This window comes from Arsenicicoccus sp. UBA7492, assembly GCF_002479615.1.
In the GTDB taxonomy this organism is placed as follows: domain Bacteria; phylum Actinomycetota; class Actinomycetes; order Actinomycetales; family Dermatophilaceae; genus Arsenicicoccus; species Arsenicicoccus bolidensis.
Genome location: NZ_DLOE01000045.1, coordinates 61,768 through 79,238 on the forward strand (window position 1 = coordinate 61,768; position 17,471 = coordinate 79,238).

Annotated in this window: 14 protein-coding genes; 9 read left to right on the forward strand and 5 right to left on the reverse strand. The window is 74.1% G+C overall.

The genetic code is table 11. The annotated features are described in order from the left end of the window. Nucleotides 1-42 precede the first annotated feature (42 nt). From B4E97_RS13815 to B4E97_RS13825, 3 genes are all read right to left on the reverse strand, one after another. Nucleotides 43-315: a GlsB/YeaQ/YmgE family stress response membrane protein gene (locus B4E97_RS13815; protein WP_019286154.1), complete on the reverse strand. Its 273-nt coding sequence runs from the start codon at nt 313-315 to the stop codon at nt 43-45. A 214-nt stretch (nt 316-529) separates the two neighbouring features. Further along, complete coding sequence (locus B4E97_RS13820) at nt 530-754, reverse strand: DUF3107 domain-containing protein (protein ID WP_029210379.1); 225 nt, start codon at nt 752-754, stop codon at nt 530-532. Between the two features lie 89 nt (nt 755-843). Next, entirely contained in the window at nt 844-1,506 is a 663-nt protein-coding gene (locus tag B4E97_RS13825; RefSeq protein WP_019286152.1) for a TetR/AcrR family transcriptional regulator, read from the reverse strand. A 108-nt stretch (nt 1,507-1,614) separates the two neighbouring features. On the opposite strand from B4E97_RS13825, the gene moeB reads away from it, so the two are divergent. From moeB to B4E97_RS13845, 4 genes are all read left to right on the forward strand, one after another. Continuing rightward, nucleotides 1,615-2,799, forward strand: a complete 1,185-nt coding sequence (moeB, locus tag B4E97_RS13830; protein WP_286955767.1) for a molybdopterin-synthase adenylyltransferase MoeB — start codon at nt 1,615-1,617, stop codon at nt 2,797-2,799. 4 nt (nt 2,800-2,803) lie between these two features. After that, nucleotides 2,804-3,163 (forward strand): MGMT family protein, encoded by a 360-nt coding sequence (locus tag B4E97_RS13835; RefSeq protein ID WP_029210381.1) that lies wholly within the window; start codon nt 2,804-2,806, stop codon nt 3,161-3,163. Nucleotides 3,164-3,267: 104 nt separating this feature from the next. Further along, entirely contained in the window at nt 3,268-6,579 is a 3,312-nt protein-coding gene (locus B4E97_RS13840; protein WP_286955768.1) for an ATP-dependent helicase, read from the forward strand. Further along, nucleotides 6,576-9,923 (forward strand): ATP-dependent DNA helicase, encoded by a 3,348-nt coding sequence (locus B4E97_RS13845; RefSeq protein WP_286955769.1) that lies wholly within the window; start codon nt 6,576-6,578, stop codon nt 9,921-9,923. The genes B4E97_RS13840 and B4E97_RS13845 overlap by 4 nt, the downstream gene beginning before the upstream one ends. 12 nt (nt 9,924-9,935) lie before the next feature. Here B4E97_RS13845 and B4E97_RS13850 read toward each other — a convergent pair whose 3' ends face one another. Beyond that, nucleotides 9,936-11,459: a phosphotransferase gene (locus B4E97_RS13850; RefSeq protein WP_286955770.1), complete on the reverse strand. Its 1,524-nt coding sequence runs from the start codon at nt 11,457-11,459 to the stop codon at nt 9,936-9,938. A 42-nt stretch (nt 11,460-11,501) separates the two neighbouring features. Here B4E97_RS13850 and nudC point away from each other — a divergent pair, with 42 nt between their 5' ends. From nudC to B4E97_RS13875, 5 genes are all read left to right on the forward strand, one after another. Further along, nucleotides 11,502-12,479: an NAD(+) diphosphatase gene (gene nudC, locus B4E97_RS13855; RefSeq protein WP_019286147.1), complete on the forward strand. Its 978-nt coding sequence runs from the start codon at nt 11,502-11,504 to the stop codon at nt 12,477-12,479. A gap of 63 nt (nt 12,480-12,542) precedes the next feature. Continuing rightward, nucleotides 12,543-14,699 carry an ATP-dependent DNA helicase UvrD2 gene (locus tag B4E97_RS13860; protein WP_029210386.1) on the forward strand — a complete coding sequence of 719 codons (2,157 nt, stop codon included), beginning with the start codon at nt 12,543-12,545 and terminating at the stop codon, nt 14,697-14,699. Between the two features lie 150 nt (nt 14,700-14,849). Then, on the forward strand, nt 14,850-15,110 hold the full coding sequence (locus B4E97_RS13865) for a hypothetical protein (protein ID WP_239263131.1): 261 nt from the start codon (nt 14,850-14,852) through the stop codon (nt 15,108-15,110). A gap of 194 nt (nt 15,111-15,304) precedes the next feature. Continuing rightward, nucleotides 15,305-15,592, forward strand: a complete 288-nt coding sequence (locus B4E97_RS13870) for a WhiB family transcriptional regulator (protein ID WP_019287530.1) — start codon at nt 15,305-15,307, stop codon at nt 15,590-15,592. Between the two features lie 171 nt (nt 15,593-15,763). After that, on the forward strand, nt 15,764-16,087 hold the full coding sequence (locus B4E97_RS13875) for a hypothetical protein (RefSeq protein WP_286960283.1): 324 nt from the start codon (nt 15,764-15,766) through the stop codon (nt 16,085-16,087). Nucleotides 16,088-16,141: 54 nt separating this feature from the next. Here the strand turns inward: B4E97_RS13875 and B4E97_RS13880 are convergent, their stop codons facing one another. Continuing rightward, nucleotides 16,142-17,467 carry an ABC1 kinase family protein gene (locus B4E97_RS13880; RefSeq protein ID WP_286958153.1) on the reverse strand — a complete coding sequence of 442 codons (1,326 nt, stop codon included), beginning with the start codon at nt 17,465-17,467 and terminating at the stop codon, nt 16,142-16,144. Between the last annotated feature and the right edge of the window lie 4 nt (nt 17,468-17,471).

Below are 17,471 nucleotides of genomic sequence, written 5' to 3' on the forward strand. Positions count from 1 at the left end.
CTCGTGGGGGTGCCGCCCTCCGGCATACGGTCTCGGTGCGGGTCAGACGCGACCCTTGCGACCGGTCATGCTCAGGTAGATGGCGATCAGGATGGCCGCGACGACGACGCCGGCCAGGACGGCGATCCAGGCGATGCCGCCGGACGCGTTCTTGTAGCCGAACTGGGAGACGAGCCAGGAGCCGATGGCCGACCCCAGGATGCCCAGGACGATGGTCATGAGGATCGAGATGTTCTGGTTGCCCGGCATGACCAGACGGGCCAGACCGCCGATGATGGCGCCGATGATGATGGCGGTGATGATGGTGCCCAGCATGTGACTCTCCTTGGTAGGTGCGTGACGCGAGGGGTGCCTCGCCTCGTGAGCTACCCCGCGGTCTCGGGGGGCTGCTTACACGGTGTCACTGATGGGATACCCCTCCATGCATTGTTCAATCACTCCAGCATCACGAAACAATGACAACCGCAAGACGGCGGGGATGTGGTCTGCACCACATCCCCGCCGTCCTGCGGTCTGACGCCGCTCTGCCTCAGAGCGAGCCGAAGCCCACCCGGGACTTCGCGGCCTCGCCGATCTCGACGTAGCCGAGACGGTCGCCCGGCACGACCACGGTCCGTCCGTGGTCGTCCTGGAGCGTCAGCAGGGAGCCGTCGCGGACGGCCGTGGCGACGGCCTCGGACACCTGCTCGGGGGACTGTGCGGACTCGAAGGTGATCTCGCGGGCGACGTTCTGGACGCCGATCTTGACCTCCACGGAGGGTCCTTTCGTTGTGGTCGGTGCCGGCGGGCGGGCCGGACGCTCTCGTCCGTGACCAACCGCCAGGCGGGTCGGGGTGTTCCCGGTCAGGCGGTGGCGGCCTCGCCGGGGGCGTCCGCCTTGGGGAAGCCGCCGATCCCCCGCCACGAGAGCGTGTCCACCAGTCGGCTGGCCTCGGTCCGGGTCACGCCCGTCTCGGAGCTGCTGGTGACCCAGTGGCGGGCGGAGTTCTGCGCGGCGCCGGCCAGCGCCATCCCCAGGATCAGCGCGTGCTCGCGGGACAGCGCGGCGTCCCCGCTGATCACGTCGGCGATCGCCTCGGCGCACTCGGTCTCGACCCGGTCCAGGCGCTCGCGGACCGCCGGCTCGCCCGTCAGGTCGGACTGGAACACGAGCCGGAACGGCGCGCCGTCCCGGTCGAAGAACTCGAAGTAGGCCGCGATGGTGGCGGCGACGCGGGCCCGGTTGTCGTCCGTCGACCCCAGCGCCTCGCGGACCAGGTCGACGATCGCGGTGCAGTGCTGGTCCAGCAGGGCGAGGTAGAGGTCCTTCTTGCTGGGGAAGTGCTGGTAGAGAACGGGCTTGGAGACGCCGGCCCGCTCGGCGATCGCGTCCATGGCGGCGGAGTGGTAGCCCGACTCGACGAAGATGTCCTGGGCGGCCTCCAGCAGCTGGGCCCGGCGCTCCGACCGTGGCAGGCGCCCGGGGCGGGCGGCTTCGGTGGAGACGTGGTCCGGTGCGGTGGTCATCGGGGTCCTTTCAGCCGGGGCCCGAGGCGCCTGGCCACGGGTCCGGCCATGCTACTCGGACGGCTCCACGCCTGCCGCCTCGCACCCGGTGCGGGGTATCGTCGCCGCATGGCACGACCACCGCTCGTCGACGTCGGGCCCGAGCTGTCCACCTCGCAGGTCGAGCGCTACTCGCGCCACCTGCTGCTGCCGGAGGTGGGCCGCGAGGGGCAGCGGCGCCTCGCCAACGCCCGCGTCCTGGTCGTGGGAGCCGGGGGGCTGGGGTCCCCGGCCCTCCTCTACCTCGCGGCCGCGGGCGTCGGCACCCTGGGGGTGGTGGACGCCGACGTCGTCGAGGAGTCCAACCTCCAGCGCCAGATCATCCACGGCCAGTCCGACATCGGCCGGTCCAAGGTCCGGTCGGCGGCCGAGAGCGTGCGCGAGGTCAACCCGCACGTCCAGGTGATCGAGCACGAGCTTCGCCTCGACTCGAGCAACGCCCTTGAGCTCCTTCGCGGCTACGACCTCGTGGTGGACGGCGCCGACAACTTCGCCACCCGCTACCTCGTCGACGACGCCTGCGCCCTGGTCGGCATACCGCACGTCTGGGGCTCGATCTTCCGCTTCCAGGGCCAGGTGAGCGTCTGGTGGGCGGGGGAGGGACCCTGCTACCGGTGCGTCTTCCCCACCCCGCCGCCGCCCGGCTCCGTCCCCTCGTGCGCCGAGGGCGGTGTGCTCGGTGTCCTGTGCGCCGCCGTCGCAGCCGTGCAGGCGGCCGAGGCGATCAAGCTCGTCGTGGGGATGGGCGACCCGGTCGTCGGCCGGCTCCTGCTGCACGACGCCCTGTCCCAGCGGTGGGACACGCTGCAGGTCGAGCGCAACCCCGACTGCCCGCTCTGCGGCGACCACCCGACCATCACCGAGCTCATCGACTACGAGCAGTTCTGCGGACTGCCCGCCACCCAGGAGGACGACGTGCACGCCATGCTCCCGACCGTGACCGCCCCCGAGCTCGCGCAGATGCTGCGCGAGCGCCCCGACAGCTTCCGCCTGGTCGACGTCCGGGGCGAGGACGAGCGGTCGATCGTCTCCATCCCCGGCGCGGAGCCCGTCCCGCTCGAGGAGTTCGTCTCCGGCCGGGCGGCAGCGCGGTTCGAGGAGGGCGAGGAGGTCGTCATCCACTGCAAGGTCGGCGGCCGGTCCGCGACCGCGCTGCAGGCCCTGATCGCCGGCGGCCACACCAACGCCCGTCACCTCGAGGGCGGGGTGCTGGCGTGGGTCCGCGACGTCGACCCGTCGCTCCCCACCTACTGACGGCGTGGCCGCGGACGCGGTGATCGGGGACTACGCCGAGGACGTGCTCGAGGTGGTCGACCAGATCCCGCCCGGACGCGCCCTCGCCTACGGCGACGTCGCGCAGCTCCTCGGACGTGGCGGGCCCCGGCAGGTCGGGTCGGTGATGAGCCGGTATGCCGGGGGCTCTCCCTGGTGGCGCGTCGTCCGGGCCGACGGTTCCCTCCCCGAGCAGCTCACGGCCCGGGCTCGCGAGCAGTGGCGAGCCGAGTCGATGCCGCTCGTCGGCGGTCTGGTCACCGGCACGCGCATCGACCTGCCCCTGGCCCGGTGGGACGCCGAGGGTGCGTGGATCCCCGGGGACGAGCCCACGTCTGGGGCCTGATCGCCCGGGCTCCGCCCCCCGCCCCAGCACCGACATGCCGATCCGTCCCGTCCCCCCGGGCTGTCGCGCGGGGGTGTGTCAGTGGTGTCTGGTGTGATCGAGGCATGGTCCAGCTCCGGCGCACGCCGACCCCGCTCCTCGCCGAGGCGCCCGTCCTCGACGAGCGCCAGCGGGCCGTGCTCGCCTCGACCGCCTCGCTCCTCCAGGTGGTCGGCGCACCGGGTTCCGGCAAGTCCACGCTGGCCGTCGAGCTGGTCGTCGACCGCGTGCGGCGCGGCCTCGTCGAGGCCGACCGGGCCCTGCTGCTCACCTCCTCGCGCGTCGCGGCTGCCGGGCTGCGGGACCGCATCACCAGCCGCCTGGGCGGCACCACCACGACGCCGCTGGCGCGCACGCACCAGTCGCTGGGGTTCGGCGTCCTGCGCTCCGAGGCGGCGCTGGTGGGGGACCCGTCTCCGCGGCTGCTGTCCGGGGCCGAGCAGGACGCCATCCTCAAGGAGCTCCTCGACGGCCACGCCCTCGGCGTGGTGCGGGGCCCGGAGTGGCCGGAGTCCGTGCGAGAGGCGTTGGGCACCAGGGGCTTTCGCGCCGAGCTGCGTGACCTGCTGATGCGGGCCGTCGAGCGGGGGCTGGTCCCGGAGGATCTCGTCGTCCTCGCCGACTGGCACGGGCGCCCCGAGTGGCGCGCCGCCGCGGCGGTGCTGGAGGAGTACGACCAGGTCACCGCCTTCTCCCGCCCCGGCGCTTATGACCCGGCCTGGGTGCTGTCCGCCGCTGCCGACCGGCTCGAGGAGTCGGCGGAGGCGCTGGACCGCGTGCGGAGCCGCATCGGGCTGATCGTCGTCGACGACGCCCAGGAGCTGACCTGGTCGGCGGCGCGGTTGCTCTCGGTCGTGCGCGCGCCCTCCACGCCGCTGGTGCTCGTGGGCGACCCGGACACCGCGGTCCAGACCTTCCGCGGGGCAGACCCCCGGGTCTTCGCCTCCGACTGGGAGCGGTGGTTCGGGGGTGACGACCTGCTCAGCCTGGGCGAGACGCACGTCCTCGGGTGCTCCCACCGCCAGGGGCGCGTGCTCGCCGCCGTCACCGCCCGCGTCTCGCGTCAGGTCGGCGCTGTCGGAGTCACTGCTCACAGGCAGGCGGGGACGGAGGCGCCGGTCGGCGAGGCCGGGCACCCCGTCGTCGGGCCGGGCGCGGGGCACGACGCGGGCGTGGCGGACCGTGAGGTCGAGGACCACGCAGCAGCCACGACCCATCAGACCGACCCCGGGGCGGCGCAGGCGGGGTCGGAGGGCACCGTCGAGACGGTGCTGCTCCGCAGCGCCGCGCAGGAGGCCGCGCACGTGAGCGGCGTGCTCCGCCGGGCCCACCTCGTCGACGGGGTGCCGTGGTCCCAGATGGCCGTGGTGTGTCGAGGCCGGTCCCGGCTCGCCGCGCTCCGTCAATCCCTGGCGGCCGCCGGCGTGCCGGTCCCCACCGCGATGACCGACCTGCCGGTCCGGGAGGAGCCCGCAGCCCGGGCCCTGCTCACCCTGCTCGAGGTCGTCGTCCGCGTCGCGCGGGGCCAGGAGCGTCCCCTGGAGCCCGACGTCGCCGTCGACCTGCTCCTCTCACCGCTCGGCGGCAGCGACCCGGTCGCCGTGCGGCGGCTGCGCCGTGCCCTGCGGCGGCGCGAGCAGGCCGCGGGCGGCCACCGGGCCCCCGACCAGCTCCTCGTGGCCGCGCTCCTGCGCCCGTCCGACCCGTCCGACCCGTCCGCGCTCGACGACGACGCGCTCCCCACCGTGGACACCCAACCGGTCCGGCGCCTCGGTCGCGCGATCGCGAGGGCTGCCGGGGCGGCCCGGCTCACCCCTGAGGGTCGGTGGTCGGCCGAGACAACCGCCGAGTCCATCCTGTGGCAGCTGTGGTCCGCGCTGGGCGTCGCCGACGACTGGAGGGGGGCCGCCCTGTCGTCCGGGCCGATGTCCGTGCGCTTCGACCGGCACCTTGACGCCGTCGTCGCGTTGTTCGGGGCAGCCGGTGCCTTCGCCGAGCGACTGCCCGGTGCCGGCCCGGAGGCCTTCCTCGAGCAGGTCCTCGGTCAGGAGGTCGCGGCGGACTCGCTCGTCGCCCAGGCCCCCACGACCGACGTCGTCCAGGTGCTCACCCCTCAGGGTGCGGCCGGGGGCGAGTGGGACCTGGTGGTCGTCGCCGGGGTGCAGGAGGGAGTCTGGCCGGACCTGCGGCTGCGCGGGTCCCTGCTCGGGTCCGAGCACCTGGTCGACCTGCTGGCAGGGCGCGGTCACGGACCGCGCGAGGCGCTCGCGGCGGTCCGCTCCGACGAGGCTCGACTGCTGCTGACCGCCGTGAGCCGGGCCCGTCGTCGCCTGGTGGTCACGGCGGTGTCCTCCGAGGACGAGCAGCCCTCGTCCTACCTCGACGTCATCGACCCTCCCGAGGGCGACGGGCGCAGCGTGCTCGAGGTGCCCCGACCGATGACCCTCACCGGCGTGGTGGCCGAGCTGCGCCGCCGCGTCCTCTCCGACGACGCGGCACACCGGGAGCAGGCAGCAGCCCGGCTCGGGGCGCTGGCCGATGCCGGGGTTCCTGGCGCCGATCCCGGCAGCTGGTGGGCCCTGCGCCGTGAGACGGATGCGCGGCCGCTCTATCCCGACGACCTGCCGGTGCCGGTGTCGCCGTCCCGCATCGAGAGCTTCGGGAGGTGCCGGCTCATGTGGGTGCTCCGGAGCCATGGGGGCGAGGGGGGCGATCGGGGAGCCGCCGACCTCGGCACCCTGGTGCACGAGATCGCCGCCGACCCCGACGTCGACCTGACCGACGCCACCACCCTGCGGCGCGAGCTCGACCGGCGCTGGCCCGAGCTCGGGCTGCCCGACAGCTGGCGGGGCCGGCACGACCACGACCGGGCGGGTCGCATGGTCGACAAGCTGGCCGACTACGCCCGCACCATCCGGGACGAGGGGTGGGAGCTCGTCGCGGTCGAGCAGGAGGCCCGCGTCGAGATCGGGCGCGCCCTGCTGACGGGCCGCGTCGACCGCCTCGAGCGTGCCCCGGACGGTCGCCTCCGGGTCGTCGACATCAAGACGGGCAAGAGCGCCCCCACGCAGGCCGAGCTCGCCGACCACGCGCAGCTGGCGGCCTACCAGGCCGCCGTCGAGGCCGGTGCCTTCCCCTCGGGCACCGGGTCCGCGGGTGCGGCCCTGCTGCAGCTCGGCGGCGACCGACGTGCCCCCCGCGTCCAACCGCAGGCGCCGGCCGTCGAGGCCGACGACCCGGGGTGGGCGCGCGAGCTCGTCGAGTCGACCGCCGAGGGGATGGCCGGCGACAGCTTCCCCGCCACGCCGGGTGACCACTGCTCCTACTGCCCGGTCCGCAGGTCCTGCCCGGCGCAGCCCGAGGGGAGGACCCTGTGACGCTGATCGGTGCTCTCGACATCGCCCAGGCCCTGGGCCAGCCTCCGCCGACGGCCGAGCAGCAGGCCGTCATCGAGGCTCCTCGGGAGCCGCTGCTGGTCGTGGCCGGGGCAGGCTCGGGCAAGACCGAGACCATGTCGGCCAGGGTCGTGTGGCTCGTCGCCAACGGTCTGGTCCAGCCGCAGGAGGTGCTCGGCCTCACCTTCACCCGCAAGGCTGCCGGTGAGCTGGCCGAGCGCATCGGACGCCGGCTGCGGCAGCTGGAGGCCGCCGGGCTGTGGCGTGACGGCTCACCCGACGACGGCCTCGACCTCACGCCCACGGTCTCCACCTACCACGCGTACGCCGGCCGGCTCGTGTCCGAGCACGGCCTACGGCTCGGCAACGAGCCCGGGGCCCGGCTGCTGTCCGAGGCGTCCTGCTGGCAGCTCGCGCAGGAGGTCGTCGAGGCCTATCCGGGGCCGTTGGACACCGTCAGCAGCGCCGCCGGCCGGGCGGTCCCGGCCGTGTCCACGGTCGTCGAGGCGGTCCTGTCGCTCTCCGGCCAGCTCGCGGAGCACCTCGGCACCCCCGAGGACCTTGGCGACCACCTGCGCAGACTCCTGGCGGCCTGGGACGCTCTCCCCGACGGAGAGGGACGCAAGACGCCGCTCAAGCCGGTGCTGGAGGCCATCGGGGTCCTGCGTCAGCGGCAGGCCCTGGTCCCGCTGATCCTGGACTACCAGCGCGTCAAGCGGGCGCGGGAGAGCCTGGACTTCGCCGACCAGATGTCCGTGGCAGCCCGCATCGCGAGCGCCTTCCCCGACGTCGGTCGGGGGGAGCGGCAGCGATTCCGTGCCGTCCTCCTCGACGAGTTCCAGGACACCAGCGAGGCGCAGCTGGTGCTGCTGCGCCGGCTCTACGCCGAGGCGGACGAGACGGTTCCGGTCATGGCGGTGGGGGACCCGCACCAGTCGATCTACGGCTGGCGGGGCGCCAGCTCCACCACGTTGACGTCCTTCCCCCAGCAGTTCCCCGGACCCGCTGGGCCCGCCCGCACGTTGCCGCTGTCCACCTCCTGGCGCAACGACGGCGCCATCCTCGCTGCGGCCAACGTCATCGCCGCGCCCCTCACCGCCGCCTGCCCGGTGGAGGTGGCGGTCCTCGAGCCGCGCCCCGGGGCCGGCCCCGGTCAGGTGGAGGCGGCCCGCCTCGACACCCTGGAGGCCGAGGCCGCGCACATCGCCGACTGGCTGAGCGAGCGGCTGGCGGCGCAGCCTGATCCCAGCGAGACCGGCACGACCGTCGGCCTGAACGGCGACCCGCGCCCGACGGCCGCCGTGCTGTGCCGCAAGCGGAGCCAGTTCACCCTGCTCGCGGAGACCCTCACCGCCGCCGGCCTGCCCGTCGAGGTCGTTGGCCTGGGCGGGCTCCTCAGCATGCCCGAGGTCGTCGACCTCGTGTCCTTCCTGCACGTCGTGGACGACCCCTCCCGCGGTGACCACCTGATGCGTCTCCTCACGGGGCCGCTGGTGCGCCTCGGCCCGGCCGACCTCGCAGGCCTGCACGCCTGGACACGGTCGCTAGGTCGAGGGGGCGAGGTGGGGGAGCCGGAGCAGGTGGGCCTCGTCGAGGCGCTGGACCGGCTACCCCCGACGGGATGGCACGACGCCCACGGCCGCGCCCTGGGCGACACCGGCCGATCGCGGCTCGTCGACCTGCGGCGCAGGGTCCGGCGGGTGCGCGAGGTCCTGAGCGCCACCGTGCCCGAGGTCGTCGGCGAGGCCGAGCGGGTGCTGGGGCTGGACCTCGAGCTCATGGCGCGACCGGGGCGTTCGGTCGCCGATGCCCGGGTCCACCTCGAGGCCTTCGCCGACGTCGTTGCCGCCTACGCCTCGTCGTCCGAGCGGCCCACGCTGGGCGGTCTGCTGACCTGGCTGGACGTCGCCGAGGCTCGCGAGAGAGGCCTCGCCGCCGGTCAGACCGCGCCCACCCCGGGAGCCGTGCAGCTGCTGACGGTCCACGCCTCCAAAGGGCTGGAGTGGGACCTCGTGGTCGTCCCCGGGCTCGAGGAGGGCACCTTCCCGGCCCACGACGCCCGGGTCGCCGCCCGGGACGACGGTGGGTGGCGGGTGCCGCCGCCCAAGGACAAGGCCTGGTTGAGCGGGCTCGACAGCCTCCCCTTCGGCCTGCGGGGCGACCGGTCCGGCCTGCCGCACCTCGACTGGGCGACCTGCCCGGACCGTCAGGAGCTGGCGAGCCGGATCGAAACCTTCGTGCTGGCGTGCGGGCAGCACGCCGTCGTCGAGGAGCGACGACTGGCCTACGTCGCCGTCACCCGGGCCCGCCACGAGCTGCTGCTGACCGCCCCCGTCTGGGCCACTCAGCGCAGCCCGCGGGTCACGTCCCGCCTGCTGGACGAGGTTCGCGAGGCGGGGATCGCCCGCACGACAGCCTGGGCCGAGATGCCGGACTCCCGCGACGACGACCTCGCCAACCCGCGGCTGGCGGATCAGCTCACCCTGCCGTGGCCGTTGCGCGACGCCCCTGACCCAGCTCTCACCCGGGCCGCCGACGCGGTCCAGGCGGCTTGCGGATCCACGGCGCCCACGTCCGAGGTGGCGCCCACGCCCGAGGTGGAGCCCACGCCTGCGGCGGCGGTCACGCCTGCGGACGAGTGGCGGCACCTGGACCGTGAGATCGCCGTCCTCGTCGCTGAGCGAGATGCGGCCCAGCAGCGCTCCGAGGTGCTGGTGTCTCTACCGCCCCACCTGTCGACGTCGTCGCTCGTGGCCCTCGCCGACGACCCTGACGAGTTCGCCGTGGGGCTGCGTCGCCCGATGCCGGCTGCCCCGGCCACAGCGGCCCGGCGGGGCACGGCCTTCCACGCCTGGGTCGAGCAGCACTACGCCCAGGCGGCCATCATCGACCTGGACGAGCTCCCCGGCAGCGCGGACGAGTCCGCTGCCGACGAGGGGGACCTCGACCTGATGAAGGCACACTTCCTCGAGAGCGAGTGGGCGGCGCTCTCCCCGGTGGCCATCGAGCTGGCGGTGGAGTCCACCGTGGCGGGCGCGAGGCTGCGCGGGCGCATCGACGCCGTCTTCCCCCGACCGGACGGGGGGTTCACGGTGGTGGATTGGAAGACGGGCGCGCCGCCGACCGGTCGACGAGCCGAGGTGCGCCGGCTCCAGCTGGCTGTCTACCGGGTCGCCTACGCCCGGTTGCAGCAGGTCGACCCCGCGCTCGTCGACGGCGCCTTCTACTACGCCGCCACCGGCCAGACCGTGCGACCGGACCTCCCCGACGAGCAGGCCCTGGCGACGCTCGTGGCCGACCTCACGGCTGGTCAGTCGCCCCGCTGACCGCCCAGCCCGTCAGCGGGAGTGATCGCCGGGCCGCAGGTGGGTGGTCGTGTGTCGGGTGGTGTCCACGACGTACTCGTCCTCCTGGACGGTGTCGTCCGGCGTCGCCTTCACCACCGGCACAGCGTCGGCTGCCCCGTCGCGGTCCCCCTCGCCCGAGGCGGCCGGCGCGTCGTCGTGGTTCTCGAGCTGGTCCCGCCGCTGGTGCAGACCCCGGATCCCTGTGGCACCGTCGTCCGCAGAGGTGTCGCCCTCGGTTCGGCGGCCCGGCCGCGACTCGCCCGGCTCGGCGACCGGGACGATCCGCGTGACCTCGGTGGGTGCGTCGCCAGAGCCCGTTCGCACCGTCTCGTCGGCTCCGTCTGCCAGGTCGGTGCGGACGTCCCGCAGCACCACCGGCTGGGTAGGTGCGCCCTCCTCGTCCAACGACGGTGCCGGACGAGCCGCGGGTCGGTGCTCGGGCCGGCCGGCCGGCGCCCGGCCGGTGACGGCGTCATGACGGTCGTCAGACAGGTGGGGGGCGTCGTCGAGGTCGGCGTCCATCGTCTCGGGGGCACCGATGGGTCCGGGCAGGGTCACGGCCGGCACGTGCGCGACCAGGTCGTCCCCGGCCACCTCGTCGTCCAGCCGCTGGAGCGCCGACTGCGCCTCCCTGCGGGCCAGGTCGTCCTGCGCGGCCTCGGCGTGGACGAGCTCGCGCACCAGTCGCAGCTCGCCCGCCAGCCTGGCGCGCATCTCCAGCGCGCGGTCCGGGCGCTCGTGCCGGGTGCCGGCGTACGCCTCCAGCACGGTGTCGAACGCTTCTGGGGTCGCCTGGGACCACAGCACGGCGAAGTCGTCGGCCGGATCGGCCACCCGAGCCTGGTCCCAGCCGGTGATCGCCACGATGCGGCCGCTCGCGGCGTCCCCGTCGTCCTCGAAGTCGGCCAGGAGGAGCTCGCCGGACATCCGACCGTGGATGGTCGCTGGGGCGAAGCGCCAGTGAGCGACGTTCTCCAGGGCGCGCTCCCACCTGCTCAGCAGCCTCGCCGGGACGTGCCCGGTGCTCGCCGCCCGGTCGAGCTCGGCCAGGTGACGCGTGCGATAGGTCTCGGCGTCGTAGACCGGGACGCCGGCCTCGTCGTAGAGACGGGGGTCCAGGTTGTGGATCTCGCCCAGCGCGCGACCGAGGGCGGCCGCCAGGCCGGGCCCGGCGGGGAGTCTCGAGAAGTCGAGGTTGCGCCCCCGCACCTGCGCGTAGACCATCGCCCGACCCGAGTCGCGCAGGGCGACGCTGCCGGCCTCCTGGGGGACCTCGAACGCCAGCCGCTTGTCGAGGTGGGGGAGCAGCATCGCGGCCGACTCCATCTGGGCGGCGTCGGCCGCGGACCGCGGCACGCGGATCGTCCAGGTGCGCTGCTGCGAGTCGTGGACGCGGGCGACGTCGCACCGGTCGTCCTCCCCGTGCACGGGCTCCACCGACACCGGGTCCAGGCCCTTGACGGCGGCGCTGGCCAGGGCGGCGAGGTGCAACGGGGAGCGGATGGCGACGGTCACGCGCCCCACGGTAGGCGAGCCCCGGCGTCTAGGCTGTCAGGCGTGACCGGAGCGCCGCGAATCCTGCCCGAACTGGCCCTGTCCCGCTCCGCGCTGGACCGTTCAGGCTGGTTGCGCGGCGACGCGGGACTCGTGCCACGGCTGCTCGACGACGAGGGCACCCAGGTCGTGGTGTCCCGTGGGGACCTGCTCCAGGCTCGCGCCGACGGGTCCGCCCTCGTGCTCCACCGCCCGGTCGAGGTCCGGGTGACCGCCGAGGACCTGGTGGTCTACCTGGGGGCCGACGAGGGTGGCGGTCAGTACCTGGGCGTGGCCCGGGACCCGATGCCAGACGCGTCCGGGCCCGGCGACCCCGCGCGGGACGGCGCCGCCGACGAGCCCTCTCGCTGGCTGGGGCTGCGCTCGCTCGGCCTCACGCTCGATCCGCTCGACGTCGCCCTGGCGTCGACGCTGGCCGGTATCTCGAACTGGCACCGCGCGCACCGCTTCTGCTCCCGGTGCGGCCTCCCCACGGCCGTCAACAGCTCCGGCTGGGTGCGGCGCTGCCCGGAGGGCCACGAGTCCTATCCCGTCACCTCGCCCGCCGTGATCATGGCCGTGGTCGACCGGCAGGACCGTCTGCTGCTGGCGCGCAACGCATCCTGGCCGGAGGGGCGCCTGTCCGTGCTCGCCGGGTTCGTCGAGCCGGGGGAGTCCCTCGAGGTGGCGGTGGCCCGCGAGGTCAAGGAGGAGGTCGGGCTGGAGGTCGAGGCGGTCGAGTATGCCGGGAACCAGCCCTGGCCCTTCCCGGCATCCTTGATGCTGGCGTTCACCGCCCGCGCCCGCGACGGCCAGCTGCGGTTCGCCGACGACGAGATCGCCGAGGCCCGGTGGTACTCCCGCGACGAGCTGCGGGCCGACATCCGGGCCGGCGCCGTGCTGTCCGGCGGCACCCCGATCTCGGTGGCCTACCACCTCGTCGAGCGCTGGCTGGGCGAGCCCATCGCCGCGCTCCAGGATGGTCCTCCCGTCCCCTGGTGAGCCACGGCGGGTGGGCCGGCGCCGCGTCGAGGTATGTCGGTGGCATCTGGGAGACTTCGGGCGATGGCTGCGACCCCTGACGACATACTGACCGCCCTCGATCCTGAGCAGCGGGCGGTCGCCGAGCGACCCCTCGGGCCCATGTGCGTGCTGGCAGGTGCGGGCACCGGCAAGACCCGCGCGATCACGCACCGCATCGCCTACGGCGTGCGGTCCGGCGTCTACGTCCCCCAGCGCGTGCTCGCCGTCACCTTCACCGCCCGCGCGGCCGGCGAGATGCGCACCCGGCTGCGCGACCTCGGGGCCGGAGGGGTCCAGGCCCGCACCTTCCACGCCGCGGCGCTGCGCCAGCTCCACTACTTCTGGCCCCGGGCGATCGGCGGTGCGGCGCCCGAGGTGATGCCGCACAAGGCGGGGGCCGTCGCGGAGGCGGGGGCCAGGCTGCACCTGCAGCTCGACCGCCCTGCCATCCGGGACCTCGCGGCCGAGGTGGAGTGGGCCAAGGTCAGCCTGCTGACGCCCGAGACCTATCCCGCCGCGGCACGGCACGCCCGCCGGGACCCCGCAGGGCTGGACGCGACGGCGATGGCACGCCTGCTGCAGGCCTACGAGGAGGTCAAGGGCGAGCGCGGGGTCATCGACTTCGAGGACGTCCTGCTGATCATGGCCGGCATCCTCGACGAGCACCCGGCCGTGGCCCGCGAGGTGCGCGGGCAGTACCGCCACTTCGTCGTGGACGAGTACCAGGACGTCAACGCCCTGCAGCAGCGGCTGCTCGACCTGTGGGTCGGCGACCGCCAGGACGTGTGCGTGGTCGGCGACGCGGCCCAGACCATCTACTCCTTCACCGGCGCCTCGCCCGCGCACCTGCTGGGCTTCTCGGCGCGCTACCCGGACGCGGCCGTCGTCAAGCTCGTCCGCAACTACCGGTCCACGCCCCAGGTGGTCGGGCTCGCCAACGTGATGCTGCGCGCCCAGGGCCAGGCGAGCCGCACGGGCGCGGGCCGAGCGCTCGTGCAGCTCCAGGCGCAGGGCGAGGACGGTCCCCAGCCCCGGCTGACGGCCTACGACGACGACCAGGCCGAGGCGCGCGGTGTCGCGGCCGAGATCAGGCGTCGCATCGACGCGGGCACCCCACCCGCCGAGATCGCCATCCTGTTCCGCACCAACTCCCAGAGCGAGGCGCTGGAGTCCGCGCTCGCGGACGCCGACGTCCCCTACCTCGTCCGCGGAGGGGAGCGGTTCTTCTCACGGCGCGAGGTCCGCGACGCGCTGCTGCTGCTGCGGGGGCAGGCGCGCGCCGACGACGGCACGGTGCCGCTCGGGCGACTGACCAGGGACGTCCTCGGTGGTGTCGGCTGGTCGGAGCAACCACCGGCCTCGGGCGGCGCCACCCGCGAGCGCTGGGAGTCCCTCCAGGCGCTGGTGGCCCTCGCCGACGACCTCGTGGCCTCGCAGCCGGACGCACGTCTGCCGGAGCTCGTCGCCGACCTCACGGAGCGTGCCGCGGCCCAGCACGCCCCCACGGTGCAGGGCGTCACGCTCGCGTCCTTCCACAGCGCCAAGGGCCTGGAGTGGGACGTCGTGCACCTCGTGGGCTGCAGCGACGGCCTCCTGCCGATCTCGATGGCCGAGGGGTGGGAGGCCATCGAGGAGGAGCGCCGTCTGCTCTACGTCGGCCTGACCCGTGCCCGTCGCGAGCTCGCCCTGTCCTGGGCGGCGTCCCGCAACGTGGGCGGACGGGCCTCCCGTCGCCCCAGCCGGTTCCTCGACGATGCCGCGTCGGTCCTGGGAGAGGGCGCCAGGTCCGCGCCCCGCAAGGCCGCCGGCGCCACCGGCCGCCAGCGCAAGCCGTCGATCGCCAAGCCGGCGTTCTGCCGCACGTGCGGGGCGGAGCTGAGCTCGGCCGCCGAGCGCAAGACCGGGCGTTGTGGGGACTGCCCGCCCACCTACGACGAGGCCACCTTCGAGGCGCTCCGCACCTGGCGCAAGGCCACCGCGGCCGCTGCCGGCGTGCCCGCCTATGTCGTGTTCACCGACGCGACCCTGACGGCCATCGCCGAGCAGGTGCCGTCCGACGTCGCTGCCCTGGCCACCGTCTCCGGGGTGGGGGCCCGCAAGCTGGGGCTCTACGGCGAGTCCGTGCTGGCCATTCTCGGTGGCGCCGACGTCGACGAGATCCTTTCCGCTGCAAAGGAATCCGCGGGCAAAGAAGGCTGATCGGGTCCCGCCTGGCGGATCAGGTCGATAAAGGCATTGCCCCCTCTCGCGGGCGGAGGCTACAGTCCAAGGTGTCCTGTCACGAGCGCTGCTCGTGACGCACGTCCCGGCACCGAGGTGCCGATGAGCGCAGTGAGGAGGGTGGGCCGCATGGAGAACACGACGATGACGATCGTGACGCGTTACTGCGTCGATGCTGTCACGCCCCTGCGCTCGACCACCCGTGATCGCGGCACCCTCGGTGCGCCCGCGGGTGCCCGTGGCAAGGGTCAGGGGACCGGTCTGTCCTACGCCGGCGGCACCGCCCGCGTCATGGACGGAGTGCGTCCCGGCTCCGCCCACGTCATCGACCCGTCCACCTCGTTCGCCCCGTCGGATGTCGTCCCGTTCCTCGGGAGGCCACCGGTCTAGTCCCTAGACCCAGGTCTTCTCCAAGGCCGCGGAACCCGACATCCGGGATCCGCGGCCTTCGTGCGTGTCCGGGCACCGACCGACCACGCCGAGGAGGACCCCATGGCCCTCGACCGCACCACCGGACCCACCACCCGCCCCCACCGGGCACCCGCCGCCCCACCACCCCGGGGCATCACCTTGAGGAGGCAGCGATGACACTCACGGAGCTCATCGACAACCAGGTCGCCGCGATCGCGGCCGCCGAGACCATCCCCTGCCAGGAGAACGAGCCCGAGATGTGGTTCGCCGACACCCCCGACGGTGTCGAGTTCGCCAAGTCCCTCTGCGGCACCTGCCCGGCGAGGGACGACTGCCTGGCCGGCGCCCTGGAGCGCCGGGAGCCGTGGGGCGTCTGGGGCGGACAGCTGTTCGTCGCAGGGGTGGTCGTGCCCCGCAAGAGGCCGCGCGGGCGGCCCCGCAAGGACGACGTCGCCGCGTAGGCGCTGACGAAGACACCGACACAGCTTGATCACCAAGGAGATCCATCATGTTCCAGCACTTCAGCCAGGAGCTGGCGCGCGTGCGCGTCGAGCGTCTGCCGAGGGCGCCGCGACCACGCGGCGCCTCAGAGATACGGACGTCGGTTCGCCGCCGTCAGCAGCGATGACCCTATGGTCGTCGGTTCCCGCGAGGCGGGCAGGATCGTCACGGTCCTGCCCGCCTCGTCGTGCGTGGGGGCTGTCCTGGCGCCCCAGGCCCGTGAGGGAGGGGCGGAGGCGGCATACGATCTCGGGGTGGACGACGGCGGCAGGGATGACGACGGCACGATGACGTGCGGCAGCTGCGGGTGGCAGGTGGCGGGAGCGGACCTGGCCGAGGCCAGGGTGCGGTGGACGTTCGGCACCGAGCGGGGTCGGACGGTGTGGGCCTGCGAGCGGTGCAGCCGGCAGCACGCCCGCTCGATCGAGGGCAAGCTCGACTCCGCGTGGTGGTAGGTCGCGCGTAGTCCCTCCCGGCCAGGGGAGAGAGACCGAGCCGGAGGCGCGGGGCTACTCCGACGGCGGGTGCAGGGTCAGGTCGTCCAGCCAGTGGGTCAGGATGGCTCGCGCCTCCACCTCGCCACCGATCTGGCACAGCACGCCGATGCCTCCGGCCCACACACGATGGATGAGGAGGTAGTCCGGAGGTAGGTCGAGGACGGCGATGACCGACTGCCAGCGGGGCTCGCTGACGTGGGCGAAGCATCCCCGGAGCCACGCGCGGCTGAACGTGTAGCGCTCGTGGCGTGCCGGCTCGAGGAAGGGGTCGAGGAACTCCAGCAGCAGGTCCGGGGCGAGGTCGGCACCGGGGTGGACCCACCCCTCCTCGCGAAGCCCGTCCAGCACGGCGGGGCCGGTGTCGTCGCCACTCAGCGCGAGACCGAGGAGACGTCCGACGGCGCTGGGCATCCCACCGGGAAGGCGGTTGACGGCCCCGAAGTCGAGGACCCCGAGACGGCCGTCCTCGGTGATGCGGAAGTTCCCCGGGTGCGGGTCGGCGTGGAGCAGGCCCACGTGGTCCGGCCCGGCCAGCAGGAAGTCCAGGTAGAGCGTGGCGGCCTGGTCCCGCTGCTCGGCAGACCCCTCGCGGATCACGGCGGACAGGGGTGTCCCCTCCAGCCAGTCCATCACGACGACCCGAGGCGTCGCCTCGAGCACCCTTGGTATGGCGAAGAACTCGCTCCCGGCGAAGGCATCCGCGAACTGGCGCTGCGCGGCCGCCTCCAGCGTGTAGTCCAGCTCCTCGCTCATCCGGGCCTGCAGCTCGTCGGTCACGGCCTTCATGTCGATGCCGGTCCGCAGCGCGCCGGTCACGCGCGCGACGCGGGCGAGCTGACGCAGGTCCGACAGCAGGGCGTCGCCCGCCCCGGGGTACTGCACCTTGACCGCCACCGTGCGGCCGTCGGCCCACCGGCCGCGGTGCACCTGCCCGATGGAGGCGGACGCCACGGGGACGTCGTCGAGCTCGTGGAAGCGGGACCGCCAGTCGTCGCCCAGCTCGCTCGCCAGGACGCGGTGGACGGTCTCCGCAGGCATCGAGGGGGCGGCGTCCTGGAGCGCCGTCAGGGCGCCTCGGTAGTGCGCCGCGACCTCCTCGGGCAGCGCCGCCTCGAAGATGGACATCGCCTGCCCGACCTTCATCGCCCCGCCCTTGAGCTGGCCGAGGACCGAGAAGAGCTGGTCAGCGGTGCGGGCGGCGACCTGGGCCGCGACGGCCTCGGCCGGCGCCCCGCCGAGACGGCGGCCGAGTCCCACCGCGGTGCGGCCGGCGTAGGTCAGCGGGAGGGCGGCCAGGCGGGCCGTGCGGTGGGCAGACCGTCGAGGGATGTCGTTCACCCCT